This window comes from Aquabacterium sp. TM01, from assembly GCF_057808345.1.
On record NZ_AP046529.1, the window covers coordinates 1,856,701 to 1,882,632 of the forward strand.

The 25,932-nt window shown below is 64.2% G+C and carries 20 protein-coding genes and 1 tRNA gene; 16 read left to right on the forward strand and 5 right to left on the reverse strand.

The genetic code is table 11. From position 1 onward, the window contains the following. Positions 1-127 precede the first annotated feature (127 nt). The 5 genes from AC3WW4_RS08525 to parC all read left to right on the forward strand — a co-directional run bounded on the left by AC3WW4_RS08525 (position 128) and on the right by parC (position 8,230). Positions 128-1,675: a methyl-accepting chemotaxis protein gene (locus AC3WW4_RS08525; RefSeq protein ID WP_488827974.1), complete on the forward strand. Its 1,548-nt coding sequence runs from the start codon at positions 128-130 to the stop codon at positions 1,673-1,675. A 109-nt stretch (positions 1,676-1,784) separates the two neighbouring features. Then, the gene (locus tag AC3WW4_RS08530) at positions 1,785-3,752 is read left to right on the forward strand and encodes an LTA synthase family protein (protein ID WP_488827975.1); all 1,968 of its coding nucleotides are present in this window, start codon (positions 1,785-1,787) and stop codon (positions 3,750-3,752) included. Further along, positions 3,727-4,395 carry a response regulator gene (locus AC3WW4_RS08535; protein WP_488827976.1) on the forward strand — a complete coding sequence of 223 codons (669 nt, stop codon included), beginning with the start codon at positions 3,727-3,729 and terminating at the stop codon, positions 4,393-4,395. The genes AC3WW4_RS08530 and AC3WW4_RS08535 overlap by 26 nt, the downstream gene beginning before the upstream one ends. Then, positions 4,395-5,774 carry a sensor histidine kinase gene (locus AC3WW4_RS08540; protein WP_488827977.1) on the forward strand — a complete coding sequence of 460 codons (1,380 nt, stop codon included), beginning with the start codon at positions 4,395-4,397 and terminating at the stop codon, positions 5,772-5,774. The genes AC3WW4_RS08535 and AC3WW4_RS08540 overlap by 1 nt, the downstream gene beginning before the upstream one ends. 128 nt (positions 5,775-5,902) lie before the next feature. Next, positions 5,903-8,230 (forward strand): DNA topoisomerase IV subunit A, encoded by a 2,328-nt coding sequence (gene parC, locus AC3WW4_RS08545; RefSeq protein WP_488827978.1) that lies wholly within the window; start codon positions 5,903-5,905, stop codon positions 8,228-8,230. 54 nt (positions 8,231-8,284) lie between these two features. On the opposite strand, the gene AC3WW4_RS08550 is transcribed toward parC, so the two are convergent. The 3 genes from AC3WW4_RS08550 to AC3WW4_RS08560 all read right to left on the reverse strand — a co-directional run bounded on the left by AC3WW4_RS08550 (position 8,285) and on the right by AC3WW4_RS08560 (position 12,097). Beyond that, a complete protein-coding gene (locus AC3WW4_RS08550; protein WP_488827979.1) occupies positions 8,285-9,703 on the reverse strand; it encodes a protein kinase domain-containing protein in 1,419 nt (472 codons plus the stop codon). Next, positions 9,693-10,436 (reverse strand): metallophosphoesterase family protein, encoded by a 744-nt coding sequence (locus AC3WW4_RS08555; RefSeq protein ID WP_488827980.1) that lies wholly within the window; start codon positions 10,434-10,436, stop codon positions 9,693-9,695. The genes AC3WW4_RS08550 and AC3WW4_RS08555 overlap by 11 nt, the downstream gene beginning before the upstream one ends. 95 nt (positions 10,437-10,531) lie before the next feature. Further along, entirely contained in the window at positions 10,532-12,097 is a 1,566-nt protein-coding gene (locus tag AC3WW4_RS08560; protein ID WP_488827981.1) for a methyl-accepting chemotaxis protein, read from the reverse strand. A gap of 235 nt (positions 12,098-12,332) precedes the next feature. Here AC3WW4_RS08560 and AC3WW4_RS08565 point away from each other — a divergent pair, with 235 nt between their 5' ends. The 11 genes from AC3WW4_RS08565 (at position 12,333) to AC3WW4_RS08615 (ending at position 23,388) form a co-directional block, all read left to right on the forward strand. Further along, entirely contained in the window at positions 12,333-12,605 is a 273-nt protein-coding gene (locus tag AC3WW4_RS08565; RefSeq protein ID WP_488827982.1) for an H-NS family nucleoid-associated regulatory protein, read from the forward strand. A 19-nt stretch (positions 12,606-12,624) separates the two neighbouring features. After that, positions 12,625-12,699: transfer RNA gene (locus tag AC3WW4_RS08570), tRNA-Arg, on the forward strand. Between the two features lie 174 nt (positions 12,700-12,873). Further along, positions 12,874-14,085: a tyrosine-type recombinase/integrase gene (locus AC3WW4_RS08575; protein ID WP_488827983.1), complete on the forward strand. Its 1,212-nt coding sequence runs from the start codon at positions 12,874-12,876 to the stop codon at positions 14,083-14,085. A gap of 658 nt (positions 14,086-14,743) precedes the next feature. Beyond that, positions 14,744-15,040: a helix-turn-helix transcriptional regulator gene (locus AC3WW4_RS08580; RefSeq protein WP_488827984.1), complete on the forward strand. Its 297-nt coding sequence runs from the start codon at positions 14,744-14,746 to the stop codon at positions 15,038-15,040. A 260-nt stretch (positions 15,041-15,300) separates the two neighbouring features. Beyond that, on the forward strand, positions 15,301-15,519 hold the full coding sequence (locus AC3WW4_RS08585; RefSeq protein WP_488827985.1) for a hypothetical protein: 219 nt from the start codon (positions 15,301-15,303) through the stop codon (positions 15,517-15,519). Continuing rightward, entirely contained in the window at positions 15,516-15,839 is a 324-nt protein-coding gene (locus AC3WW4_RS08590) for a hypothetical protein (RefSeq protein WP_488827986.1), read from the forward strand. The genes AC3WW4_RS08585 and AC3WW4_RS08590 overlap by 4 nt, the downstream gene beginning before the upstream one ends. Beyond that, complete coding sequence (locus AC3WW4_RS08595; RefSeq protein ID WP_488827987.1) at positions 15,836-16,189, forward strand: hypothetical protein; 354 nt, start codon at positions 15,836-15,838, stop codon at positions 16,187-16,189. Before AC3WW4_RS08590 ends, AC3WW4_RS08595 begins: the two co-directional genes overlap by 4 nt. A 646-nt stretch (positions 16,190-16,835) precedes the next feature. Beyond that, complete coding sequence (locus AC3WW4_RS08600; RefSeq protein WP_488827988.1) at positions 16,836-19,340, forward strand: tape measure protein; 2,505 nt, start codon at positions 16,836-16,838, stop codon at positions 19,338-19,340. Between the two features lie 26 nt (positions 19,341-19,366). Next, complete coding sequence (locus AC3WW4_RS08605; RefSeq protein ID WP_488827989.1) at positions 19,367-19,750, forward strand: RNA methyltransferase; 384 nt, start codon at positions 19,367-19,369, stop codon at positions 19,748-19,750. Between the two features lie 23 nt (positions 19,751-19,773). Then, positions 19,774-22,602 carry a DUF927 domain-containing protein gene (locus tag AC3WW4_RS08610; protein WP_488829714.1) on the forward strand — a complete coding sequence of 943 codons (2,829 nt, stop codon included), beginning with the start codon at positions 19,774-19,776 and terminating at the stop codon, positions 22,600-22,602. A 222-nt stretch (positions 22,603-22,824) separates the two neighbouring features. Then, positions 22,825-23,388, forward strand: coding sequence for a hypothetical protein (locus tag AC3WW4_RS08615; protein ID WP_488827990.1), 564 nt, complete (start codon positions 22,825-22,827; stop codon positions 23,386-23,388). Between the two features lie 1,044 nt (positions 23,389-24,432). Here the strand turns inward: AC3WW4_RS08615 and ureG are convergent. Beyond that, positions 24,433-25,077 (reverse strand): urease accessory protein UreG, encoded by a 645-nt coding sequence (ureG, locus tag AC3WW4_RS08620; protein ID WP_488827991.1) that lies wholly within the window; start codon positions 25,075-25,077, stop codon positions 24,433-24,435. Continuing rightward, on the reverse strand, positions 25,074-25,832 hold the full coding sequence (locus AC3WW4_RS08625) for an urease accessory protein UreF (protein ID WP_488827992.1): 759 nt from the start codon (positions 25,830-25,832) through the stop codon (positions 25,074-25,076). The genes ureG and AC3WW4_RS08625 overlap by 4 nt, the downstream gene beginning before the upstream one ends. Between the last annotated feature and the right edge of the window lie 100 nt (positions 25,833-25,932).

Consider the following 25,932-nt stretch of genomic DNA (forward strand, 5'->3'; position numbering starts at 1 on the left):
TAGGGTTCCGATCTAGTTACTGTGAACTAGGGTGATCCGATAAATGCTGAGGGTGGGTGCAATGACCATAATGTCAGTGAGGGTGTCCGTGGATTGGTAACTCGCATAATCAATGAGGGAGTTTGTGATGAAGAGGGTGTTTGTATTTGGCATTGCGGCGCGTCTTTATGTCGTGAGTGGTTTGGTGGTGGCGTCCTTGGCGGTGCTGGCGCTATATGCCTTTGTCAGCCTGAAGCAAGCCGAGTCTCTCGTGCAAGAAACCCAGAACGTGCGCGTGCCCCAGTTGATCAGCATCAGTGAGGTGGAATTGACGGTCACCGAGGTGTCTTTGCAGTTGCGTCACGCCATATTGACGAGAAATCAGCAGGAACTCGATGACACATTGGCCGATATTTTTTTGAAGCGTGCCAAGGTGGACGAAGCCTTGCGTGCGTATGAGGGACGCCTGAAATCTCGTGAGGAAATCGAACATTTTGCCAAGGTGCAGCCCGCCTTAAGTCGGTTTCGTCAGTGCGCAAATGAAAATATAGTCATCATCAGGTCGGGCGATAAAGGCGGGGCCTTTTCTTACCTGCTTGAAAATACCATCAAGGCGCGCAATGAGCTGCTCTCCATTTTGTCAACGGCGCGTAGCATCGAGCAGACGCAGTTGAGTCAGGGCATCGACCACATTGAGCGGAATTTGCAACGAAATTCACTGTCCATCGGGGGCGCTGCGGCCGTCATCGCGATGGTGTTGACGGTTTTTTCATGGTACGTCGCCAATATCCTGAGGACCCGGGTGATGGTGACGCAGACGGTGGCAGAGCGGGTGCGCGATGGCGACCTGACCGTGACAGTCCTGGACCATGCGCAGGACGAATTCAGCCCCCTGCTGTTGGCGATGAGCGACATGCGGTCGTCGCTGGCCACCTTGGTGGGGAATGTGCGGCAAGGCGCCGAGGGCGTCGCCACGGCCAGTCGCCAGATTGCCCAAGGCAATGGCGACCTGTCGTCTCGCACCGAACAACAGGCGGCCGCGCTCGAGCAAACCTCTGCCTCGATGGAGGAGATGGGATCCTCTGCTCAGCAAAATGCTGATAACGCCCACCAAGCCAGTCAGTTGGCGATCAACGCGAGCGATGTGGCGACGCGCGGCGGCGTGGTGGTGTCCGAGGTGGTGCAGACCATGCAGGAGATTAACGACAGCAGTCGTCGCATCAACGACATCATCGGTGTCATCGATGCGATTGCCTTTCAGACCAACATCCTGGCGCTCAATGCTGCCGTGGAGGCCGCCCGTGCCGGCGAGCAGGGGCGCGGGTTTGCAGTGGTGGCTGGCGAGGTGCGCAGTCTGGCTCGGCAAAGCGCAGAAGCCGCCAAGGAAATCCGAGGGCTCATCATCGAGAGCGTCAGTCGCGTTGACAAGGGCACCGAGCTGGTGGACCGTGCCGGCAGCACGATGCAGGAGATCGTGCGCTCCATTCAGCGGGTTACCGACATCGTCGGCGAGATCAGCAGTGCCAGCCATGAGCAGAACGCTGGAGTCAGCCAGGTGAGCGATGCGGTTATGAGCATGGACCAAGCCACTCAGCAAAACGCTGCCCTCGTCGAGGAAAGTGCGGCTGCGGCCGAAAGCCTTCAGACGCAGGCGCAACAGCTGGTCGATACCGTGATGGTGTTCAAGTTGGCCTGAACGCGACGCACGCGACAGCGCTGGCTGGTGCGGGACGGCTGCAGCAATTCAGCTTGGCCTCAGCTTGGGCTGATGGAATCCACCCTCTTGAACTTCGGGTGTGGGTCAGATGGAATACGGGTTTTCTCCGCAGCGTTGGGGGCGCTGGCGCAGTTACGTGGCGTTGCTGGCATTTTTTGTGATCTTGAGTGCCGCCTTAAGAGCTGCGCTATGGCTCAAGACCGGTGCGCAGGCGCCTTGGGGTGTGGGACAGGCGTTTCGGGTTTTTGGCGTGGGCCTGGTCTATGACCTGGTGGCTGGCGCCAGCTTGCTGATGCCTTTGATGCTGTTCCTGGCGGTGGTGCCGTCGAAGTGGCTGGCACGGCGTGGTTTCCGCATCTGGTTGGCGCTCGGCATGGTCGTCTGGGTGGCGCTCATGCTGTTCATCAGCATCTCCGAGTGGATCTTCTGGGATGAGTTTGGCTCCCGCTTCAACTTCATCGCGGTGGACTACCTGCTCTACACCCATGAGGTGATTGGCAACATCCGCGAGTCTTACCCCGTGGGTGTGATCATGTCGGCGCTGGCCTTGGTGGCCACGGCCCTGGTGTGGCAGGGGCGCCGGGCGCTGGTGCCGCGGCCGGATCACGGCGTGTCTCGCTGGGCCCGCTGGGGGCTGCCGGTGGCGGTGGTGGGGGCTGTGAGCATGGCCCACGCGGTGGTCGACGGCCATTGGAAGGAGCAGACGGCCAACCGCTACGTGAATGCCTTGAGCGGCGACGGCGTGTACGAGTTCTTCTCGGCACTGCGCCACAACGAGCTGGACTACGAACATTTCTACCAGAGTCTGCCGGCGCCGGAGGCCATGGCCCGTCTGCGCAAGCAGTTGCCCACGCCGCACGCCCGCTTGGCGTCCAACAACCCGATGGACCTGACCCGCATCGTCGACGATGGGCAGCCTGAGAAGCGGCTCAACGTGGTGCTGATTTCGGTGGAAAGCCTGTCTGCCGACTACCTGGCGCATTTCGGACATCAGCCGGGGCTGACCCCGCGCCTGGACGCCTTGGCCGAGCAGGGCCTGCTGTTCACCCGCCTGTACGCCACGGGCACGCGCACAGTGCGCGGCCTGGAGGCCTTGTCGCTGTCCCTGCCGCCCACGCCGGGGCAGTCGATCGTGAAGCGGCCCAACAATGCCGACCTGTTCTCGCTGGGCAGCGTGTTCGCGTCCAAGGGCTATGACACCCGCTATGTGTACGGCGGCTATGGCTACTTTGACAACATGAACGCGTTTTTCAGCGCCAACCACTACCAGGTGGTGGACCGCATGGCGATCCCGGCAGAGCGCATTCACCACGAAAACATCTGGGGCGTGGCCGATGAGGACCTGTTCACCCAGGCCCTGCAGGAGGCCGATGCCTCTCATGCGCGGGGCAAGCCCTCGTTCATGCACGTGATGACCACGTCCAACCACCGGCCTTACACCTATCCGGAGGGACGAATCGACATCCCCTCGCACCAGAGCCGCGAAGGCGGGGTGAAATACACCGACTGGGCGATCGGCAATTTCCTGGACCGTGCTGCTACGAAGCCCTGGTTCAAGAACACGGTGTTCGTCATCGTGGCCGACCACTGCGCATCGAGTGCCGGCAAGACCGACCTGCCTGTGGAGCGGTATCACATCCCGGCCATCGTCTACGCCCCGGCCCACGTCGCGCCGGCCAGGATGGACCGCCTGACCAGCCAGATCGATCTGGCCCCCACCTTGTTGGGTCTGCTGCACTTCAAGTACGAAAGCCGCTTCCTGGGTTACGACATGTTTGACCTGGAGCCGGGCCGTGAGCGGGCTTTCATCAGCACCTACCAAGACCTGGGTTACCTGACCGAGCACGCCTTGCTGAGGCTGGACTCGCGGGGCGGGGTGCAAACCACCTTGGTCGACCAGGGGGAGGACCGGGGGCGCGCCGCACCCATGGGGTCCGAGCAGGTGGCCGACGCCATCAGTTGGTACCAGGGCGCTGCCTGGGCGTACCATCATGAGGGTCTGTCACTCAAGGGTTTGCGCTCTCCAAGCTATGCGGGTCTTGCTGGTCGAAGATGATGTTTTGTTGGGCGATGGCCTGCAGCAGGGGCTGATTCAGCAGGGCTACGCCGTGGACTGGCTGCAACGCGGTGACGAGGCCGAGGCGGCGCTCCTGGCCCATCGCTACGACTGCGTGGTGCTGGACTGGCAACTGCCGGGTTTGAACGGCGTGGAGTTGTTGCAGCGCCTGCGGGCGCGGCGGGACACGACCCCGGTGCTCTTGCTGACCGCGCGCGATGCCCTGTCTGACCGGATTGCCGGCCTGGACGTGGGCGCGGATGATTACCTCGTCAAGCCCGTGGCGCTGGACGAGTTGGGCGCTCGCCTGCGAGCACGCATGCGCCGCGCACAGGGGCAGGCCAGCCCGGTCTTCACCTGTGGGGCGTTGGAGCTGGACCCCGCCCGTCGGGTGGTGACCCTGCATGGCGAGCCGGTCGACCTGTCGTCGCGCGAGTTCAATGTGCTGTCCAAGCTCATCAGCCAGCCGGGGCGCCCCTACTCGCAGGCCCAGTTGATCGAGTCGCTGTACGCCTGGGACGATGACGTCTCCAGCAACGCCATCGAGGTCTACATCTACCAACTGCGCCGCAAGCTCGGGGCCGATTGGATCAAGACCCTGCGGGGCGTGGGCTACATGCTCAACCCGGTGGTGGAGGCCTGATGCGTTCCCTGCGCGATCGGCTGACCCGCTTGTTGCTGGTGGTCCTGATGCCCATCTGGTTGGGGATGGCCTTGACCTCGTACGTGTCGGTGCTGCGCGAGGTCGATGAGATCGACGCGCGTCAGCTCTACGAGGTGGCCCAGCCTTACCTGACCATGCCGGTGCCGGCCTTGCAGAAGGCGCTGGAGTCGGCCGTCAGCGCGGACCAGGACGATGATGACGAGCTGCCCCTGTCGGTGTTGCGCTGGGAGGCTGACGGCGATTTGCGCTACCGCAGCCCGATGGCGCCAGGCCTGGCCTTTGCCCTGCGGCCCGACCGCGATGGCCGTGACACGGAAGAGGCGTCGTACACCGTGCAGCTTCAGGGGGTGAACTGGCGGGTGCTGTGGCACCAGGACCGCGCGCAGGGAGAGTGGACCGCCGTTCTGCGGACCATGACCGAGCGCAATGAGTTGGCTCGGGGGCTGGCGCTGGGCTTGCTGCTGCCTTCCTTGGTGACCGGGCTGGCGCTGGTGTTGGTGGTGCGATGGGCGGTGCGCCGTGGGCTGATGCCGCTGAAAGAGGTGGGTCGCCAGGTGTCGCAACGCCAAGGGCAGGACCTGTCACCGATTGAGGAGAGCGAGGTGCCGCTCGAAGTGGCGCCGCTGCTCCATGAGATCAACGCCTTGCTGGCGCGACTGGACCGGGCGCTGTCCCTGGAACGCCAGTTCACCGCCGATGCCTCGCATGAACTGCGCACGCCATTGGCCGCGACCCTGGTACAGATCGAAGTGGCTCAGGGCGCCGTGGACGCGGGGCAGCGCGACACCGCCTTGCGCCAGGCCCGCGCCGGCTTGGTGCGCGCCAGCAGGCTCACCGATCAGTTGCTGGCGCTGGCCAGGCTCGACCACCACCTGGACGCTGGGCTGGACCGCGCCTCACGCGCCGCCTGGCCAGGCTGGCAACCGGCTTTGGACGTGTCGGCGTTGGTGCGAGAGGAAATGGCCGACCTGGCGCTGTCGTCTGTGCAGGCGGACGTGGCATGGTCGCTCGATGCCCCACCTCAGCCCTGTGGTGTGCCGGCCCAGCCCGACTGGGTGCGGCTGGCCTTGCGCAATCTGCTGGGCAACGCCCTGAAGTTCACGCCGCAGGGCGGGCGGGTGCAGGTCACCGTCAGCGAGTCGGCCGACCAGGTGAGCGTGGTGGTGCAGGACTCGGGCCCCGGCGTGCCCGCCGACCTGTTGCCGCAACTGGGCCGCCGATTTGCTCGGGGGGATCACACCCGCTCGGGCTCAGGATTGGGCTTGTCGATCGCGGCGCGCGTGGCGGAGCTGCATGGCGGGGCCCTGCGCTTTGAGTCGGCGCAGGGCTTGCGGGTGACGCTGACCCTGCCGAAGTGAGCGCCACTCGGCTGTGGCCGCCGCACCGCACGGGGGATGCGGCAAAATCAAGGGTTCCGCCAGGCGACCGAGGTCGTTTGCGCAGCCTCTACACTTCGTTCCACCTCGTGGAACCCCTTTGAGCGACGATGTCCCAGCAAACGATCGACTTCAGCCCAGCCCGTGATGACGATGGCAGCGCGTCCCTGACGCTGGCCCATTACGCCGAGCGTGCCTACCTGGAATACGCCCTGAGCGTGGTCAAGGGCCGGGCCCTGCCCGATGTGTGCGACGGGCAAAAGCCCGTGCAGCGCCGCATCCTGTACGCGATGGAACGCATGGGGCTGGGTTTCAGCGGCACCAACGGGGCCAAGCCGGTCAAGAGCGCGCGCGTTGTGGGTGATGTGCTGGGCCGCTACCACCCGCACGGCGACACCGCCGCCTACGACGCCATGGTGCGCATGGCGCAGGACTTTGCGTTGCGCTACCCGCTGGTCGATGGCCAGGGCAACTTTGGCTCGCGTGACGGCGACGGCGCGGCCGCGATGCGTTACACGGAAGCCCGCCTGACGCCGATCTCGCGCCTGCTGCTCGATGAAATCGACATGGGCACGGTGGACTTCATCCCGAACTACGACGGATCGACCGAAGAGCCGCGCCAGTTGCCGGCCCGCTTGCCCTTTGTGCTGCTCAACGGCGCCAGCGGCATTGCCGTGGGCCTGGCCACCGAAATCCCCAGCCACAACCTGCGCGAGGTGGCCTCGGCCGCCGTGGCCCTGATCAAGAACGAGAACCTGCCCGAAACGGAGCTGTTCGAACTCATCCAGGGTCCGGACTTCCCCGGCGGCGGCCAGATCATCTCCAGTGCGCAAGACATCCAGGACGCCTACCGCAGCGGCCGCGGCAGCCTGAAGGTGCGCGCTCGCTGGAAGATCGAAGACCTGGCGCGCGGCCAGTGGCAGCTGGTGGTGACCGAGCTGCCACATGGCACCAGCTCGCAAAAGGTGCTCGAAGAGATCGAAGAGCTGACCAACCCCAAGATCAAATCCGGCAAGAAGGCGCTGACCGCTGAGCAGAACCTGCTCAAGGCGACCGTGCTGTCGGTGCTGGACACGGTGCGCGACGAATCGAGCAAGGACGCCGCGGTGCGCCTGGTGTTCGAGCCCAAGACCCGGACCGTGGCCCAGCAGGAGCTGATCACGATCTTGCTGGCCCACACCAGCCTGGAGACTTCGGCCTCGATCAACATGACCATGATCGGCGCCGACGGCAAGCCCACCCAAAAGAGCCTGCGTCAGATCCTGAACGAGTGGATCGGCTTCCGCATGGAGACCGTGACCCGCCGCACCCAGCATCGCTTGGGCAAGGTGATGGACCGCATCCACATCCTCGAAGGCCGCCAGCTCGTCTTGCTGAACATTGACGAGGTGATCGCCATCATCCGCCACAGTGACGAGCCCAAGGCCGCACTGATCGAGCGTTTCAAGCTGTCCGACCGTCAGGCCGAGGACATCCTGGAAATCCGCCTGCGCCAACTGGCGCGGCTGGAAGCCATCAAGATCGAGCAGGAGCTGTCCGAGTTGCGCGGCGAGCAGGCCAAGCTGGAAGACATCCTGAACAACCCCGGCGTGCTCAAGCGCACCGTGGTCAAGGAGATCGAAGCCGATGCCAAGCAGTTTGGCGACGAGCGCCGCACCCTGATCCAGGCTGAGAAGCGCGCCGTGGCCGAGGTGAAGGTGCTCGACGAGCCGGTCACCGTGGTCATCAGCGAAAAAGGCTGGGTGCGTGCGCGCACCGGCCACGGTCACGACCCGGCCGGTTTCGCCTTCAAGGCGGGCGACGGCCTGTACGGCACGTTCGAGTGCCGCACGGTGGACCCGCTCATCGTCATCGGCAGCAATGGGCGCGTGTACAGTGTGCTGGTGAGCGCCTTGCCCGGTGCGCGCGGTGATGGCCAGCCCATCACGACCATGATCGAGCTGGAGTCGGGCACGCAGCCGCTGCATTACCTGGCGGGCCAGGTGGATCAGACCGTGTTGCTGGCCAACAGCGGTGGTTTTGGCCTGCTGGCCAAGCTGGGCGACCTGGTCACACGCCAGAAGGGCGGCAAAGGTTTCCAGACGCTGGACGAAGGCGACAAGGTGCTGCCGCCGGTGCTGGTGCAGCCCACGCACACCCAGGTGGCCTGCCTCAGCGACGATGGCCGCATGCTGGTGTTTGGCCTGGACGAGCTGAAACTGCAGTCCAACGGTGGTCGCGGTTTGACACTGATGGACGTGGACGCGCAGAAGGCGCCACTGATCTCGGTGGCGACGTGTCACAACGGGGTGCGCGTGATCGGCACCACGCGCGGGGCCAAGCCCAAGGAAGAGGACGTGCGCAACTCGGCCTATGTGGCGCACATCGGCAAGCGTGCCCGCAAGGGCAAGGCGGTGGACGCCTTCCAGAAGGTGTTCAAGGTGCAGGCACTGGCCTGAGGCCAGCCGGCCTGGCCCCGACTGCCACGCTGACTATGGCCGATTTGGGCGGGCTTACACCCGCACCACGGTGACCGAGCAATCGGCCTCGGCCACCACCTGGGCACTCACGCTGCCCAGGTAGCGTCGCAGCGCGGAGTTGCCGCGCGCGCCCATCACGATGTGATCGACCTGGTTCTTGCCAGCGAATTCGACGATGGCCGCCGCCGTGTCCGGCGCTTCCAGCACATGGAAGGTCAAACGCTGCTCGTCCAGCCCCAGTTGCTGCTGCAGCGGGCGGGCCCAGTGCTTGATGTGCACCAGTTGCTGCACATGCAGGCTATTGCCCTCGGCATCGGTGAGGGTGTCCATCGCGATGCGATTGGTCTTCATCACACTGACGCAGGCCAGGCGGGCGCGGGGCTCGGTCTGCATGATGCGGCGCACCGTGCCCAGCAGCTTCTTGTCGAGCGCGGGCGTGCTGTTTTTCACCCCGATGGCCACCATGATGATGGGGCAACGCTCGACGTGCTGGCTGGCGCTGGCATCGGGCTTGGGCTCGGCGCCCACGGCCTTGAACCAGCGCTTGAGCGTGTCCAGCCTACCCTGGGTGCCCAGCTTGTGGGCGCGCGCGGTCAGGGCGATCTGCTCGGGGTGCTGCAGGTCGAGCGCCAGTTGGGCGGCACTCTGGTAGCGCAGGTCCGGGTTCACCTCCAGGCAATGCAAGATCACTTCTTGCAGCCAGGGGGGAAGGTCGGGGCGGTGTACGCGCGGCGGCACCGGGTCGGTGTACAGGCGCTTGCGCAGGCCGACCACGGTCGAGGGTTGGCCAAAGGGGCGTTCGCCCGTGGCCAGGTGGTACAGCATCACGCCCAGCGCAAACAGGTCGCTGCGAGGGTCGTTGCGCACAAACTGCACCTGCTCGGGTGAGATGTAGGGGCCCGTGCCCATGGGCAACTCGAACTCTTCTTCCAGCAGGTCGGGCAGGTGGTCATGGCGTGACAGGCCGAAGTCCACCAGCACCGCCTCGCCCGTGGGACGGAACAGGATGTTGCTGGGTTTGACGTCCAGGTGCACCACGTGTTGCTTGTGCAGGGCGTGCAGGGCCTGGGCCACTTTCTGGCCGATGTCGGCCACCTCGGTGACCGGCAGGGGCGCTTCGTCCAGTCGCGGACGCAGCGAGGTGCCAGAGAGGTGCTCCATCACGATGAAAGGGCGGCTGGTGAAGTCCCCTTTGGCGACAAAGCGAGGCACATGCGGGCCCTGCAGCATGGGCATCACCATCTGCTCGACCTCGAAGCCCACGATGGTGGCCGGATCTTCCCCGCCCTTGATGCGCGGAATCTTCATGATCAAGGGCAGCTCGCCCGGCCCGTCTACCGGCTCGACGTCCCACAGCGTGGCCATGCCACCCTGGTGCAGCCGCTCCTTGAGGCGGTAGCCATCGATGACGGTGCCCGCTTCCAGGCGATTGCCGTTGCCCTCATCGCCCATGGATCAACCTTTGTGCAAAGCTGGCCGGCAAGCCGGCATCGATGATGCGCTGCGCGGCGGTGTCGTGGTCGTAGGGCACGCGGTAGAAGGTCAGCGTGGCACTGCCCGTGTCGAAGGTGGCATAGCAGGCCGCTGGATTGCCGTCACGTGGCTGGCCGACCGAGCCGGGGATGGCGAGCCAGCGTCGTGCGGGTGACAGGCTGATGGGCACACCATCGACCGGCATGAACTCACCCGATTTGCCCAGGTTGGACAGGTGGTACAGGCACTGCTGGTGCACGTGCCCGCAAAACACAAAAGGTTGCTGGCTGGCCAACAGGCTGCGCGAGGCCTCGGAGCGGCCCTGCAGGTATTCCCAATGTGCGGGGTCGTGGGCATTGGCGTGGGCCATCAGGCAGGGGCCCACCTCAGCGGTCAGGGGCAGGGCGGTCAGCCACTCGCGCTGGGCCGGGCTCAGCTGCGCAAAAGTCCAGGCCAGCGAGGGTGCGACGTGCGCCGACATCTTGCTGGTGGTCTCGGCACTGAGCGCGTCGTCGTGGTTGCCGCGCACCAGCACGGCGCCCTCGGCCTCGCGAGCCTGGGCGAACTCCACCACCCAGACCGGGTCGGCACCGTAATCGACGTAGTCGCCCAGCATGACCAGTTGGTCAAAGCCTTGCTCCCGGGCGTGCTGCCAGACCGCCTCGACGGCCTGTCGGTTGGCGTGGAGGTCGGACAACAGGGCAATTTTCATGGGAGGCTCACAGACAAGGCGCCCACAGTCTAGCGAGGTCGCGCCAGATCGTCAGCCCGTATCTGCCCGGGGGGCCGACACCGTGCGGCTACGCTTCAGATCTTGAAGACCTGCACCGAATCGGACACGACCTTGGCGCGGTCGGCCAGCGAGCTGGACGCGGCGGCAATCTGCTCGACGGCGGCGGCGTTTTGCTGCGTGATGCCATCGAGGTGCGAGACGGCGTGGTTGATCTGCGAGATCCCCTGCAACTGCTCGGTCACACCGTGGCTGATGGTGTCGACCAGGTTCACCACTTCGGAGACCGAGCCCAGCGCCTCTTTCATCGTGACTTGCACGGAATCCGAGAGTGCGCTGCCGGCCTTGACCTTGTCTGACGAGTCGGTGATGAGTTCCTTGACCTCGCGCGCCGCTGTGGCGGTGCGTTGGGACAGCGCCCGCACTTCCGAGGCCACCACGGCGAAGCCGCGGCCCTGTTCGCCGGCACGTGCGGCTTCCACCGCTGCGTTCAGCGCCAGGATGTTGGTCTGGAAGGCGATGGAGTCGATCACCTGGATGATGTCGTGGATGCGCTTGGAAGAGACCTCGATCGCGTGCATCGTGCGGGTCAGGTCATCGACGGCGGCGCCACTGCGTTGGGTGATCTGTGCGGTCTGGCGCGCAATGTCGGCGGCTTGACCGGCGGTGGCCGCGTTCTGGCGGGCCGTGCCGGTGATCTGCTCCATCGACGCTGCCGTTTGCTGCAGGTCGGCGGCCTGGGACTCGGTGCGCGAAGACAGGTCGAGGTTGCCGGAGGCGATCTCCTGGGTGGCCACGTTCATCTGATCGACCTCGGTGCGGGCGTCTTGCACGGTGGTGGCCAGGTTCACCTTGAGCTGGTTCAGTGCGAGGGCGAGCTTGCCCATGCCACCGCCTCGGTTGCTGGTGATGGACACCGACAGGTCGGCCCCCGCCAGGGTGTTGGCCATTTTCAGCAGCTCGCCCAAGGGCTGCGTGGCCACACGCGTGAACAAGATTTTGGCCAGCATCAGACTGATCAACCAACTGCCAGCCAGGAGCGCCCAGGCGCCCAGGCCCATCTCGCCACCGGCTGCAGCCGCACCGACCGTCAGTGCCAAAGTCACCAGCACCATGACGCCCAGCGTCAGGCGATTGGCCATTTCCAGTTGGAAAGCCTGACCGATGCGGCCGATGAGGGTGTTCTTGCGGACCTGGCCGTTGTGCAGGGTGTGAACCAGCTGACCGGTCTCGGCCTCGGCGCGCATGCGGGCGTACAGGCGGGTGGCGCCCTCGACGTCGTCGCGGCTGGGTTGGGTGCGCACCGACATGTAGCCGGTGGGGTGGCCGTTGTCGAGCAGGGGGGTGACGTTGGCCTGCACCCAGTAGTAACGGCCATCGGCTCGGCGGTTTTTGACCAGGGCCGACCAAGGTTGACCGCTTCGGATGGTGGCCCACATGTCGCGGAAGGCCTCGGCGGGCATGTCGGGATGGCGGATCAGGTTGTGCGGTTGACCCAGCAACTGCTCTCGTGTGTAGCCACTCACCCGGACGAAGGCCGGATTGCAGTAAAGAATATGGCCCTTGAGGTCGGTGGTCGAGACCAGTGACTCGCCATCCGGGAAGGGATATTCTTCGTCGAGAACGGGCAGGTTCAGGCGCATGAACGACTCCTGTGTCTGACGTCAGGCACCAATATCGAGGATTGTTGAATTTCCTGCATTGTGTCGTTAACCCTGACCTTGTAGCGGCTTTGTCGCATCGTGGCGTTGATCCACGCAAAGAAATCGGGCGAAAGTGGTGGAAACGACGTGAGCCGTGCGCCGTTGTGTGGTCAAACCGTCACGCCCGGCCTGGGCTTGAATCAGGCATCATATTGGGCCGTTGTAGAACATGCACATGCTGACTCCCGAACAAGAAGCCGTGGTGCGCGCCATCCGCAAACTGGTGGATTTCTGGCAGATCGCCGCTGATGAACTGGACATGGGTCCGCAGGCGCCCCGGGCACCTGCGCCCCCGCCGCCTGCGCCAAAAGGACCCAAATACCGCCATCCTCTGACCCAGCAAACGTGGGACGGGGAAGGAATGCAGCCGCCCTGGCTGAAAGACGCTTTGACGCGCGAAGGCTATACCGTCGATGAGTTGCGCGTGCTGCCGGATGCGCACGCATAGTAAACTCGCGGGCTGGTCTCTCCCAGTCGTCTAATGGATAAGACAGCCCCCTCCTAAGGGGCAAATCTTGGTTCGATTCCAGGCTGGGGGACCAAACTAAGACTTTTGCGGAGTTTTGCGGAAGTCGCCGGAATCGAGAAGCCCTAGAGAAATCAACGCTCTAGGGCTTTTTTTCGTCTGTACGTGTCCGGGGTGGTGCGTTGACAGCCGGTGTAATGTGGGGGCAACATTGGGGGCCTCTGAGTTGCCCCCATTTGGAGTTGCCCCCATGCCCCTGACCGACACAGCCGTGCGCAATGCCAAGCCAGCCGCGAAGGCCGTGAAGATGTTCGACGGTGGCGGGCTGTACCTGGAGGTGGCCCCCAGCGGCGGCAAATGGTGGCGGCTCAAGTACCGGGTGGACGGCAAGGAGAAGCGCCTGAGCCTGGGCACTTACCCGGACGTGGGCTTGAAGGAGGCGCGGGAGCGGCGCGACCAGGCCCGCAAGATGGTGGGGCAGGGTGTGGACCCGAGCGAAGCCCGCAAGTCTGACAAGGCAGCGAAGAAGGCGGCGAACCTGCGCACCTTTGAGGCCGTGGCCCTGGCCTGGCTGGACAAGAGCGCCCCCACCTGGGACGAGGGCACCTATACAGCCGTGAGGGCTTCCCTGGTCAATCACGTGTTCCCGGCCTTCGGGCGCTTGCCTGTGTCCGGCGTGCGGCCCGCTGATGTGCGTGAGCTGGTGCAAGGCATCGAGGGGGGCGGCGCAAGAGAGACGGCGGGGCGGGTGTTCCAGCGCATCAAGGCGGTGTATCGGTACGCGGTGGCCCATGAGCTGACCGACACCGACCCGACCTATTCACTCAAGCCGGCCGAGATTCTCAAGCGCCAGATCGTCAGGCACCGGGCGGCGCTGACCGAACGCGAGACGCCCCAGTTCCTGCGGCTCCTGAAGGATTACCAGGGCGAGCCCGCCACGAAGTCCGCCTTGCAGCTCCTGATCCTCACAGCGGTGCGACCTGGTGAGCTGCGAGGGGCACGCTGGGAAGAGTTCGACCAGGAGCGGGAGCTGTGGAGCATCCCCGCCGAGCGCATGAAGATGAAGGCCGAGCACCTGGTGCCCCTGTCATCCCAAGCGCTGGAGCTGCTGGCCAGCATCCGGCCCGCTGAGGATGCCAAGGGGCTGCTGTTTCCGTCTCCCTACTACCCCGGCAAGCCAATCAGCGACGGCACGCTGAACAGTGCCCTGGCCCGCATGGGATACAAGGGCATTGCGACCGCCCACGGCTTCCGCACGCTGTTCTCGACCTGTGCCAATGAGGCGGGCTGGAGTTCGGACGTGATCGAGAAGCAGTTGGCCCATGAAGAGCGCGACGGCGTGCGGGCGGCTTACAACCGGGCGAACTGGTTGCCAGATCGCCAGAAGCTCATGCAGTGGTGGGGTGAGCACCTGGCAAAGCTGGCCAGAGGGGCGGACGTGATCCCCTTCAAGACGGCCTGACGGCAGGCCCCCACACCAGGCGAAAGCGGCTCAATCGGGCCGCTTTCTGCGTTTGAGAGATGATTTTCTGTAGGGGCGTTGGGACAAGTAGCCAAAACGGTGCAGAACCCTCATGGATAAAGGGTTTGGGCGGCTGAAGAGCGTAGGGACAAAGTAGGGGCAAAGTAGGGACCAAGTAGGGACAAGAGTGATAGAGAGAAACTCATTCATAGAGAGTGGTTCTCTCCCTTCCTTCCCTCTGAGGCGGTCCGCTTCCGGCCTGCCTTCTGCCCCCGCACCGGCCCCCAGCCGCCCCGGCTGCTTGGTCCTGGCCTGTGCCTTGCCTGCTGGTGCTGGCCTGGTTGCGCTGGCTGGGTGTGGAGGCTTGCGGAATCGAGCGCGGCGGGGTTCTCCCTGGTGCCCCATCCCCACCGGGCGGGCCTGCATGCGTACCCGCATTGAATGCTGCCTGTCGTTGAGCAGCGCCAGCACTCACCAGCGTGGCGGCGTGCCCATAATGTGGCCATGTCCCGGCTGTTTCTCCTGCTTGCCCTGCTGGCATCCTTGGTGGGTGGCTTTGGCCTTGCTGCCTGGTTGCTGGCGCTGGGTGGGTGTTGCCTGCTGGGTTGGCTCCTGTTCGGTCCTGGTGGCCGTTGGCTTTGAATTGCGCGAGTGACACATGACCAAACCCCCAGCCTTTGTGAATGTTCAGCCGGTGTTCCTCTCAAAGGATGACGTGACGAAGGTGACGACGCTCAGTGAGCGCGTGGTGGAAGAGTTGGTGAAACAAGGGCAATTCCCGCAACCCCGGCAGCTTTCTGGAAGGCGGGTAGGTTGGCTCCTGCGTGAGGTGGTGGAGTGGGCTGAGAGCCGCCCTGTTTCCGATCTGCCGCCGCCCCCGAATACCGGGCTCAAGCGGGCAAGGCCTACCGCCGTGGAGCCCGACCAGAACGGCGAGGTTGACGCACCCACATAGCCCGGCCATAATCGCCCCAAGCCGAAAGGCCCGGTGCTTCAAAACACCTTCCGACAAGCGGTGCAGCCTCCCCGACAGTGAGGCTTTGTCACGTCCGAACAATTCCGGTGCGCTGCAATGGCGTGCTGTTGGTTGCGGGTGGGATGGGGCTACCCGTAAGGGCGTCCGCACGCCTTGTCGCGTGTTTTGAACATCCCGCCCACCCTCTGCGCTTCAAAACGCGGCGGGTGGCTTCAAGTCTCGACAAGGAGCCTGAAACCATGTCCATGGTCATGACCTTGGCCAGCTCACACGCTGCGCCTCTCACCCCTCTCTCTGAGCTGGAAATCTCCCAGCTTCACGCCCAAGCCGAAAACGCCCTGAGCGTCGCCCTGTACCACCTGCGCCAGCCTGCGGCTAATGTGCCCGGCGCTGCCCGCAAGGCCGTGCAAGCCCTGTCCGCCCTTAATGCGCTGCGTGCGCTGGAGGTGGCAGCGTGAGCAAACAACGTGTCAGCAACCAGCCGGGCAGCGATTCCCCCACCACTGACTTGACGCCTTGCGCGGTGGGCAACTGGCTGCAAGGCGGGGCTGTTGTCTTGTTGAGCCCTGCGGCGACACTTCACCAGAAGGTGGCCCTTGCCTGGGGCATGGCCAAGGAGGCGGAAACCATGGCGGCGGCTGCGGTCAGCGTTGGGGACTCTGACCAGGCCAAGGACTTGTCTGCCCTGGTGTTGGAGCGTTTGGGGGTGCTGACCCGGTTGCTTGGCGACCTGGGCAAGCAGACGGCAGGCTTGAAAGAGCAGGAGAACGAAGTATGAACGGGCAAGTTAACGCGGGCGCAGGGCAGATTCAAACCCTTTGCACGACCATCGAAGCCATGGACCGCCTGGCGCAAGTTGGGCTGAATGAGATTGAAGCCATTGCACGGCTGGCCCTGCTGAGCCTGGAGACACCTGACGGGCAGCGCAACATTGAGAACGTGGCCCTTGCGCTCCATGCCATCGTGCAGAAGGCGGACTTCACCTGTGATGCCATCACCTATGAGGCGGACGAGGTGGGGCGGGGCTATAGGGACGACTCACGCATGCGCCGAGTGGCTGCACGCAGTGCTGTGCTTGCTGAGCTGGACCAGGGCCGGGCTGGAGCGGGGCAAGGGGTGTCCGCATGAGCAAGCCCAAGCGTGCCCCTGGCAACGTGGCCCCGCCAAAGCGGCAGGCGATGCCCCCCGAGGTGCCCGAAGTGCTCCCGCCTGATGGGTGGGTGAAACGGTCCCCGTTTGGCTTCCTGGGCTATGCCGATGTTGACCTGGCACGGCTGGGTGATGTTCTGCTGTGGATGGATCACGTCAAAGGGTGGTCCCGTGCAAGGTCCGTCTCTGAGCTGGTGAAAGCCATGCCCGAGGACGTGATGGGGTGCCTGTACTGCATCCGCCGAAATGATGAGTTCCAAGGGGACGACGACGATGCAGACCTGATGCCGCCTGACTCTGAGTTCAGCACGGTCAGCCCCGGCTCATGGCCCTGTCCTACCTGGCGTACAGAGGACGAGCATCGACAGTGGCTGGCATTGCATAGACGGCCTCAGACTGATCCACCCCGAGCGACGGGCCGTGCTGCATTGGTTGAGCGCCTTCCGAAGTGGGCAAGGGCACGAGTCACAGGGCCTGATCAGCCCGACCCCGTGAACGACACAAGAAGCCGTTTCTCAATGCTGGCCGTGCCCATGGCCATGGCTTGCCATTGGTGGGGGTATGGGCAGAAGGCAGCGCCAGCTTGTGCAGATACCGATACGGGCGGCAAGCTGGATGTGAGCACATGGGCGGGGTTGGTTTCCTACAGAGTGCGGAACCCTGGTTCGCGCTGGGACCATGCCATGCGCATGACGCTGAAACCCGGACCAACACCAACGTGGAGCAGACGGCGGACCTGTTCACGCGCCTTGCCCGTGCTGGCCGTGAGATTGGCCTGGGCAATGAGGCGGCGCTGGCGCTGACTGAAACCATCAACCAGGCCGTGCAGGTGAGCGGCGGCAGTGCTGAGTCGTCCTCTGCGGCCATCACTCAGCTGATTCAGGGCCTGCAATCTGGTGTTCTCCGGGGCGAAGAGTTCAACTCGGTCATGGAACAGGCACCCCGCCTGGCTCAGGCCCTGGCGGACGGCTTGGGCATGACCACGGGCAAGCTGCGTGAGCAGGCACAGGCGGGAGCCCTGACAAGTCAGGTTGTCATCGAGGCGCTGCAAGGTCAGTCCCGCGTGGTGCAAGAAGAGTTCTCCCAGATGCCCGCCACGGTGGGCCGGGCCATTCAGAACCTGTCAACGGAGTGGACCCGCTACGTGGGCGAGGTGGACCAGGCCAACGGCATCAGCCAGAAGGCGGCGGAGGCCATCGGCTACCTGGCGGAGCACCTGGACGACCTGGCCGGGATGCTGTTCAGCGTGGGCAAGGCTGCGCTGGCTTACAAGGCAATTCAGCTGGCACAGGAGTTCCTGGCGGTGCGCAGTGCGGCGACTGCGGCGGCTGCGGGCGTGGTGGCATTGGATACGGCACAGCGTGCGGCGGCTGTATCTGGCGCAGGGGCGGCGGCTGGCGCTGGCCGTCTCGTTGCCATGCTGGGATCAATCAAGCTGATGGCGCTGGTTGCAGTCGTTGCCAACCTGAAGGAAATCGGCACCTGGATTGGCGAGAGCGCAGCCAAGATGATGGGCTGGGGCAAGGTCATGGAAGACGCCGAGCGCCAGTTGAAGGCTCAGGAGGACGCAGCACGGGCAGCAGCTCAGGCGCATGCTGAGGTGGCGCAAAAGGCGAAGCTGGCTCAAGAGGCGTCTGTCGGGCTCAATGATGTTTCGCGCAAGCTCGTTGCCGACTTCCAGGACCTGACCAAGAAGGGCGGGGAGACCTCCGCAGCCATCGACAAGCTCGCAAAGTCGCTGAACCTGGAAGACCTGAAGGGAATCGACAACGCGGGCGCGGCGCTCGACCAGTTGCGCATCAAGGGGGAGCTGACGGCAACCCAGGTGCGGGAGGTGTGGGCAAAGGCGCTGAGCGGTCAGAACCTGACCGACTTTGCAGACCGTGCCCGGCAGATTTTCGAGACGTTCGACGGCAGCGCCCAAGGGGCCAACCGGCTCAAGGTGGCGCTTGATGCGGTGGCTGATGAGTCGTTGCGGCGTGTTGGCACCAGCCTTGGCGAGGTCAAGACCGGCTTCAATGACACCATCAAGAACGCCCTGAGCGATGTGGACCAGCTGGGCAAGACGCTGGAGGGCATGGGGGTCAAGGGTGAGCAGGCAAGCAAGCTGCTTGGCGACAGCCTGAACAAGGCGCTGGACGCGGCCAAAACTGAGCAGGCAATCACGGCAGTCATCGAGCGCATGGAGCAGCTGGGCAAAAGCGGCATGCTGACCGGCGACCAGTTGGCCACGGGCTTGCAGAAGGCCCGCAGCAAGCTGGACGACCTCAAGCCCGGCATCAACTCCCTGGAAGAGGCGATGCGCAAGCTGGGCATCACGTCTGATGCGTCCCTGAAAAAGACCGCAGGCGAGGCCAAGGAGGCTTACGACACCATCAAGACGGCAGGCACTGCCAGTGCGCGGGAGGTGGGCGAAGCATTCAAGAAAGCAGCGGACGCAGCGATTGCGGCCAATGGTGGCGTGGCCCCTTCCTGGGTGCAGTCTGCTGCGGCGGTCAACGGCTACCGGGTGGAGGTGGACGCAGCAGGTAAGGCCACCCTGAGGCTGGCTGATGCGCTGAAGGAGACGAAGGACGGGCACAACAACGCAGCCAACGCAGCGAACACGCACAAGACCGCGCTTGAGGCCCTGAACGATGCCAAGGAGCGGGAGATTGCAGCCCTGGAGCGGGCCAACGCCCTCAAGGAGCGCGAGGCCGAGCTAGAGCGCAAGCGGCTGGGCATTGACAAGGACGGCTTCTCTGTCAACTCCAAGGGCGAGCGCATCACCCTGGAGTCTGAAACCCGTGAATCCCTGTTTCAGAAGGCGATGGATGCGGGCCTGACAGCCAAACAGGCAGACCGCGTGTCAAAGCAATTCATCGACGAGCGGGGGCAGGCGTCTGGATACGCCAGCTATGCGCAGCAGGCCGGTGAATCCTGGTCTGTGATCGTGCAGCGCGAAATCATGAAGCTCGCAAATGCCAACCAACTGCAAGCAGCTGATGCCGGTACTGCGACCAGCCGAGCCGTCAACGTCAACGTGAACTTGGGCGGCTTCAAGTCAACGATTGCCACGGCTTCCCAGTCCGATGCCGACGCCCTCACCAACATGCTGAAGCGGCTTGAGTCCGACATGGCCCGCAGCTGATCGCCAGAACACAGGAAAGACACACCATGCAAAACACCCCAGAAAACACCCTTCAGCATGCGGCGAAGCAGCAGCGAGACAACGCCTTTGATGCCTGGCAGAAGGCAGACCAGCACCTGTTTCAGTGCCTTGTCGCTGCGCTGTCCGTGACAGGCCGTCTCTGCACAGATGACTGGACAGCCGCCACCAAAGACCTGGACCTTGCGCCGGAGACGCTGGTTGAAGGACTGAACGCTATCCCCATGCCTGACAGCTTGAACGTCAGTATTGCCGCAGCTCATGTGATGCTGGTCAATGCCCTGAACGTGTACGTCGAGTCAATGGCGGCTTCTGCCGACTACCTGGCCGCTGAGGACGCTTTGGCGGAGCACCTCAATGGTGTGAACCAAGCCGGGGGGGTGTCGCATTGAGCACCAACATCACACCAGACCTGGTGCGGGCTGCGCTGGGTTTCATTTCGCCCATACTGCCCCGCGAGGAATGGATACACATGGGCATGGCCATCAATAGCGAGTATCCCGACAGCACCGGCTTTGCTCTATTCGACGACTGGAGCCGAGGGGCGGGGGATGGGTACAACGCAAGGGATGCGCGGGATGTGTGGAAGGGCTTTAGCCCCGGTGGTGGTATCCGCATATGGACGCTCATAAAGGAGGCGCAGCGCAACGGCTTCGAGCTGCCCAAGGGGGACCGGCAAGCCAATCGCCCGGACCCGGCAGCGGCGGCACGCCTGGAAGCTGAGAAGCGCCAAAGAGCGGCCCAAGAAAAGGCCCGCCTGGCTGAAGCCCATGAGCAGGCAGCGGAGCACGCGGCCAGCCTGTGGTCACAGGGCAGCGAGACGGGATCAAGCCCTTACCTGACCCGCAAGGGGGTGCAGCCCTACGGCGTGCGCTTCTGTTCGGATGGCTCTGTCCTGGTGCCACTGCGTGACGCTGAGGGGCAGCTGTGGAATGTGCAGCGCATTGCGCCAGAGCGGCCCACGGATGCACCTGAAAAGCGGTTCATCAAGGGCGGGCGCAAGTCGGGGCTGTGGCACATGCTGGGCAACCTGGCCAACGCCCCCACCATCTTGCTTGCGGAGGGCTACGCGACCGCAGCCAGTTTGCAAGAGGCCACCGGGCGACCCGTGGCGGCTGCGTTTGACGCTGGCAACTTGCCGAACGTGGCAAAGGCCCTGCGGGCTCAGTACCCTGAGGCGCTGCTGGTGATATGTGGTGATGATGACCACGACACAGAGGCTCGCACCGGACAGAATCCGGGCAAGGCCAAAGCCACGGCGGCGGCAAAGTCCGTGCATGGGGTGGCGGTGTTCCCGTCAGACCTCCAAGAGGGTGAAAGCGACTTCAACGACATGCACCAGGCGCAAGGCTTGGTGGCGGTGCGTGTGTGCGTGGAAGAGGGGTTGAAGGCGTGGCAGGCTGCTGCCAGCAAGCCCGGACGCACCAAGGCCACCCCGCCAGCAGAAGACGCGGGCGGGCCTTCGTGGGATCGCTTCCTTGTGACGGATGAAGGCGTGTTCTTCCTGGAGTCTGACCAGGACGGGCGGCAGAAGGCCCCGCAGTGGGTGTGCAGTCGCCTGGACGTGACGGCACGCACCAGGGACGAGGACGGGCAGGGCTGGGGCTTCCTGCTGGAGTTTGCTGACCCGGTGGGCAAGGTCCGCACATGGGCCATGCCTGCCCGCATGTTGGCCGGTGACGGTGCGGAGTACCGGGCGGCGCTGCTGAATATGGGGCTGCGGATTGCCAGCGGTGCCAATGCCCGAAACCGTCTTGGGCAGTACCTGCAAAGCCGCCAGCCTGATGAGGTGGCCCGGTGTGCTGATCGTGTGGGCTGGCATGGCAAGTCTTACGTGCTGCCCCGTGAGACGCTGGGCGACGATGGCGAGCGCATCGTTTACCAAGTGGACGGCATCACAGACAACCCATACAAGCAACGCGGCACGCTGGACGCTTGGCGGGCCGGTGTGGCGGCGCTGTGCGCTGGCAATGACCGGCTGTTGTTTACGGTGTCTTGTGCCTTTGCTGGTGCCCTGGTGAGGCCTTCCGGGGTGGACAGCGGCGGCTTCCACATCAGGGGGGATACAAGTAGCGGGAAATCTACGGCACTGCGGGTGTCTGCATCGGTGTGGGGTGGTGCCTCTTACGTGCAACGCTGGCGGACGACTGACAACGCTTTGGAAGCAATTGCGGCGCAGCACTGCGATGGCCTGTTGATCCTGGACGAGTTGGCACAGGTGGAGCCCAAAGCTGTGGGCGAATGCGCATACATGTTGGCCAACGAATCCGGTAAGGGCCGCAGTACCAGGACGGGCCAAGTGCGTGCCCGCCTGCAATGGCGGCTGTTGTTTCTGTCTGCTGGTGAAATCAGCCTGAGTCAGCACATGGCGGAGGGTGGCAAGCGTACCAAGGCCGGGCAGGATCTGCGGATGGCTGACATCCCTGCTGATGCTGGTGTCGGGTTCAACCTGTTCAATGAAGTGCACGGTCACGCCGGTGGGGCGGCCTTGTCTGCGTACTTGATGAATGCATGTGAGGAAAACCATGGCACAGCTGGGCGGGCCTGGCTGAATTGGCTGGTTGACCAAGTGGGGACATTGAGGGAGCGCACCCGTTCTGGCATTGAGCAGCTTGTCAGCGACTGGGTGCCTGAGGCAGCGAGTGGACAGGTTCACCGTGTAGGTAGGCGGTTCGCGCTGGTGGCTGTGGCGGGTGAGTTGGCCTCTGAGGCTGGGATAACGGGGTGGCCCAAGGGAGAGGCTACCCGTGGCGTGCGGGCTTGCTTTGAAGCCTGGGTGTCTTCCCGTGGAGGCATTGGCAATGCAGAAGAGGCGAACATGCTGCGACAGGTGCAGCGCCTGCTTGCTGAACGCGGGGCGGGCAACTTTGCTTGGTGGCATCGGGCAGCGGATGACCGGGCACCGAACCCCACCGAGCGGTGGGGCTTCCGTCGCCTGGTGGATGAGCAGGGCAAGCCAATCAAGAGCGACAGCGACCACATGAAGGAATACGGGGAGCGCATGACACCGGCTGATGGTGAGGGCACCTCGGTTGAATACTTCGTGTTCGATGAAGTGTTCCGGGGGCGACTGAGTGAAGGCTTCGACCCGAACGCCATGGCCCGGCTGTTGCTCAAGCGTGGCCACCTGGTGCCAGAGTCAGGGCGGCAAATGACCCGCAAGGAGCGCCTGCCCGGTGTTGGCCCGGCCCGTGTTTACAAGATCAAGGCCAGCATCCTTGCGGATGACCTGGCTGAGGCATGAGGACCGGGCGGCGCGGTGGGCCGCGTGGGGAGGTAACCCTTCGCGCTGCATTCCAAGGGGGTAGGACCCCCCCTATAGGTACTCCTGGCATATCAACCCATGCGGGTAATTCGAGCCCCGTCTAATGGGTAGGTAGTGCATGGGGAAGTAGGTTAATCGGGTGGTGAAGTGGCCCGGTATTGGTTGATTTTTGGCGATTGGTTAACCGGAAAGGACGACCTGATGAAACAGAATGAATTAGCGGGCCTGCTGGGCATCAGCACGGCGATGGTGTCCAAGTTGGTAGCGCGTGGGATGCCCACGGACACCCTGGAGCGGGCCACCCGGTGGCGCAAGCGGCATCTTGAGCCTGGACGAGTGAAGGGGAGCAAGTACGGCACCGAGGCGAAGCCAGAGGCACCCGCAGCGCGTCCGCGACCTGGTGCTGCGGTCCCGCTGCTGTTGGAGGCGGTGGCGGCGCTGGACGTGGCATTGACCGCAGACCATGCGGACCCGCTGCTTGGGGGGTTGGTGATGGATGTGCGGGAGCAGTTACGGGCGCTGCCTGATGCCATGGTCCCGGCCTTGCCCCTGCGTGTGTGGCTGTGCCTTGTGGATTGGGTGTTGGCCGATGATGCGCCTGCCCACATGGAAGCAGACCAGGGGCGAGCGTTGAAGCCCTTGGAGTTTGCGGCGCTTGTGAACCCTGCCCACCCCTGGTGTCTTCCCTGGCTGTGGTTGGACGAGGCGCGGGACGTGCGGGGCTGGTCAATCACTGGATTGCCTGCCCCAGACACCGACGACTGACAGCGGCAGCGTTCGACCAAGGCCCGCCCCACGGCGGGCTTTTTCACGCCCGGCCCGTGCGTTCGGCCTGCCTGGCGTGATTGAGCGACCCGACCAGGCCATGAGGTGAGCGGCGGCACCCTGCGCTTGCGGGGCTGGTGGTGCTGGGTGACGGCCCCGAGGGCAGCGACCCCAGCAGGTGGGAGCCAGCACGGGCTTGGGCAACCCGCACCCGGCCTGCGCCTGGCGCTGCTGCTGGTCCTGCCTGCCTGCCTGCCTGCCTGGCCGGTGGGCTCGGATGTGCTGACCAGGCCGTGAGGTGCGCGACGGCACCCTGCGCTTGCTGGGCTGCTGGTGCTGGGTGACGGCCCGAGGCCAGCGACCCCACCAGGGAAGCCAGCACGGCCTTGGGTAAACCGCACCCGGCCTGCGGGCCGGTGCGTGTCGTACTGTGCTGAGGTGGTCCGGTGGACTTGGACGGCCTGAGCGGGACGACAAAGACCAGGCTTGCACCCTGCACGCGTGGGGAGTTTTTCCCTACTGTCCCTACGAGATTTAGGTTGTCCCTACAGAGATGTAGGGGCAGCTAACTTATTGATTTGTAAAGGGTATTCTGTGTTTTTTAAGTTTGTCCCTACTGTCCCTACAAAAAAAAGTGTGAAACCCGAGCGCGTGCGGCGATTTTGTCCGGCTCACCCCCCCTTATAGGTACTCCTGGCAGATCAACCCATGCGGGTAATTCGAGCCCCGGCGTCGGACTGTTGCGAGGTGCCCCCTAAGGGGGTTAAGTGCAGATCATCCGGGGTGGGCCTGCTGTGGTGCTGGTCCTGCCTGCCTGTCCGGTGGGCTCGGATGTGCTGACCAGGCCGTGAGGTGAGCGACGGCACCCTGCGCTTGCTGGGCTTCTGGTGCTGCTGCTGGTCCGGCCTGCCCATGCGGGCAATTAGAGCCCCCGTTTCAGACTCAAATGGGGGCAGCATCAACCCGCTGGGGGCAACTTTGGGGGCAACTTTCGCAAAATGGCCTGATTTGCCTAGAGGGTTAGCTTCCAGGCTGGGGACCACCTTAAGCCTTGAGCATGCCCTTGGTTTCGATGAAGCCAATCACCTCGCTCAAACCCGCCTGGGTCTTCAGGTTGGTCATCACGAAGGGCCGCGTCGGACGCATGCGCTTCGTGTCCGCGGCCATGATGTCCAGATTGGCCCCCACATAGGGCGCCAGGTCCGTTTTGTTGATCACGAACAGGTCGCTCTTGGTGATGCCGGGGCCGCCTTTGCGCGGGATCTTTTCGCCCGCTGCCACGTCGATCACGTAAATCGTCAGGTCGCTGAGTTCGGGGCTGAAGGTTGCCGCCAGGTTGTCGCCGCCCGACTCGATGAAGACGATGTCGGCGTTGGGATATTTGGCCAGCATGCGGTCCACGGCCTCCAGGTTGATGGAAGCGTCTTCACGGATGGCGGTGTGCGGGCAGCCGCCCGTTTCCACGCCCATGATGCGGTCGGGGTCAAGCGCGCCAGCCACGGTCAGCAGGCGCTGGTCTTCCTTGGTGTAGATGTCGTTGGTGATGACGACGAGGTCGTATTGCTCGCGCATGGTCTTGCACAGCATTTCGAGCAGGGTGGTTTTGCCGGAGCCGACAGGCCCACCCACACCCACGCGCAGAGGGGGCAGTTTCTTGGTGCGGCCAGGGATGTGATGCAAGTTGCTCATGATCTGAAGAGGCGTGAGTACTGGTGTTCGTGCTGGGCGCTGAGGATGGCCAGCATGGGGGTGAAGGCCTGGCGTTGGCTGTCAGGCAGGCCAAGGGCGTGGTCGATGGCTTCGGGGATGGCATCGATGAGGATTTGCAGGATGCGCTGGCCGGCGCTTTGGCCCAGCGGCACTGCCTTGATGGCGGCTTGCACCATGTTCTCTGCCCAACCGAAGGCAAAGCTGAGCAGGGCTTCGTGTTGGGCCGCGAGCAACGTGTCTGCGCTGGTCTGGGCGGGCAGGCACTGGGCCACGGCCAGGGCAAAGGTGATGGGCCAGTTGGGGGCGGGGCTCAGCGCCGCACATTGGGCCAGACGCTGGTCAGCTGGGTGAGACAGCGCATCGCCCGAACGGTTGCGCAGCCATTCCACCAGAGAGCGGCCCATTTGCTCGGTTTGTTGGCGCAGCTCACTGGTTTCGCGGGTGAGCGTGACCCATTGGTTCAGCTCGGTGATGCGGTCCAGATCGTGGCGCTGCCAAGCGGCCACGGCCCGTGCCACGGCGGCCAGGTCGGCGCGGGCCAGGCTGAGGTGCAGTTGGTGCAGCAGCCAGTCAGCGGCCTGGGCTTCGTTGGTGACGCGGCCGGTGTCGATGGCCGACTCCAGCCCTTCGGAATAGCTGAAGCCACCGACAGGGAGGGCGGGCGATGCCAGCCACATCAATTGCAGGCGGGCGGCAGGGGGCAGCGGGGCGGGGCGAGCGAGAACGCGGGGCATGGGGCGGTGTGTTGGGCTTGCTGAGGTCAAGCAAGCACCATGCCCGGGCGCTTCGTTTTGGTGCATCCGTGAGGCGGATGCCGGGCGAACCGGAGGGGTT

Coding starts and splice junctions, on each gene's coding strand:
- ureG (WP_488827991.1), bottom strand. CDS start 25,077: ATGAGCAACTTGCATCACATCCCTGGCCGCACCAAGAAACTGCCCCCT.
- AC3WW4_RS08540 (WP_488827977.1), top strand. CDS start 4,395: ATGCGTTCCCTGCGCGATCGGCTGACCCGCTTGTTGCTGGTGGTCCTG.
- AC3WW4_RS08600 (WP_488827988.1), top strand. CDS start 16,836: ATGGGCGGGGTTGGTTTCCTACAGAGTGCGGAACCCTGGTTCGCGCTG.
- AC3WW4_RS08565 (WP_488827982.1), top strand. CDS start 12,333: ATGCTGACTCCCGAACAAGAAGCCGTGGTGCGCGCCATCCGCAAACTG.
- AC3WW4_RS08535 (WP_488827976.1), top strand. CDS start 3,727: ATGCGGGTCTTGCTGGTCGAAGATGATGTTTTGTTGGGCGATGGCCTG.
- AC3WW4_RS08530 (WP_488827975.1), top strand. CDS start 1,785: ATGGAATACGGGTTTTCTCCGCAGCGTTGGGGGCGCTGGCGCAGTTAC.
- AC3WW4_RS08555 (WP_488827980.1), bottom strand. CDS start 10,436: ATGAAAATTGCCCTGTTGTCCGACCTCCACGCCAACCGACAGGCCGTC.
- AC3WW4_RS08550 (WP_488827979.1), bottom strand. CDS start 9,703: ATGGGCGATGAGGGCAACGGCAATCGCCTGGAAGCGGGCACCGTCATC.
- AC3WW4_RS08585 (WP_488827985.1), top strand. CDS start 15,301: ATGTCCATGGTCATGACCTTGGCCAGCTCACACGCTGCGCCTCTCACC.
- AC3WW4_RS08575 (WP_488827983.1), top strand. CDS start 12,874: ATGCCCCTGACCGACACAGCCGTGCGCAATGCCAAGCCAGCCGCGAAG.
- parC (WP_488827978.1), top strand. CDS start 5,903: ATGTCCCAGCAAACGATCGACTTCAGCCCAGCCCGTGATGACGATGGC.
- AC3WW4_RS08595 (WP_488827987.1), top strand. CDS start 15,836: ATGAACGGGCAAGTTAACGCGGGCGCAGGGCAGATTCAAACCCTTTGC.
- AC3WW4_RS08615 (WP_488827990.1), top strand. CDS start 22,825: ATGAAACAGAATGAATTAGCGGGCCTGCTGGGCATCAGCACGGCGATG.
- AC3WW4_RS08605 (WP_488827989.1), top strand. CDS start 19,367: ATGCAAAACACCCCAGAAAACACCCTTCAGCATGCGGCGAAGCAGCAG.
- AC3WW4_RS08580 (WP_488827984.1), top strand. CDS start 14,744: ATGACCAAACCCCCAGCCTTTGTGAATGTTCAGCCGGTGTTCCTCTCA.
- AC3WW4_RS08525 (WP_488827974.1), top strand. CDS start 128: ATGAAGAGGGTGTTTGTATTTGGCATTGCGGCGCGTCTTTATGTCGTG.
- AC3WW4_RS08625 (WP_488827992.1), bottom strand. CDS start 25,832: ATGCCCCGCGTTCTCGCTCGCCCCGCCCCGCTGCCCCCTGCCGCCCGC.
- AC3WW4_RS08560 (WP_488827981.1), bottom strand. CDS start 12,097: ATGCGCCTGAACCTGCCCGTTCTCGACGAAGAATATCCCTTCCCGGAT.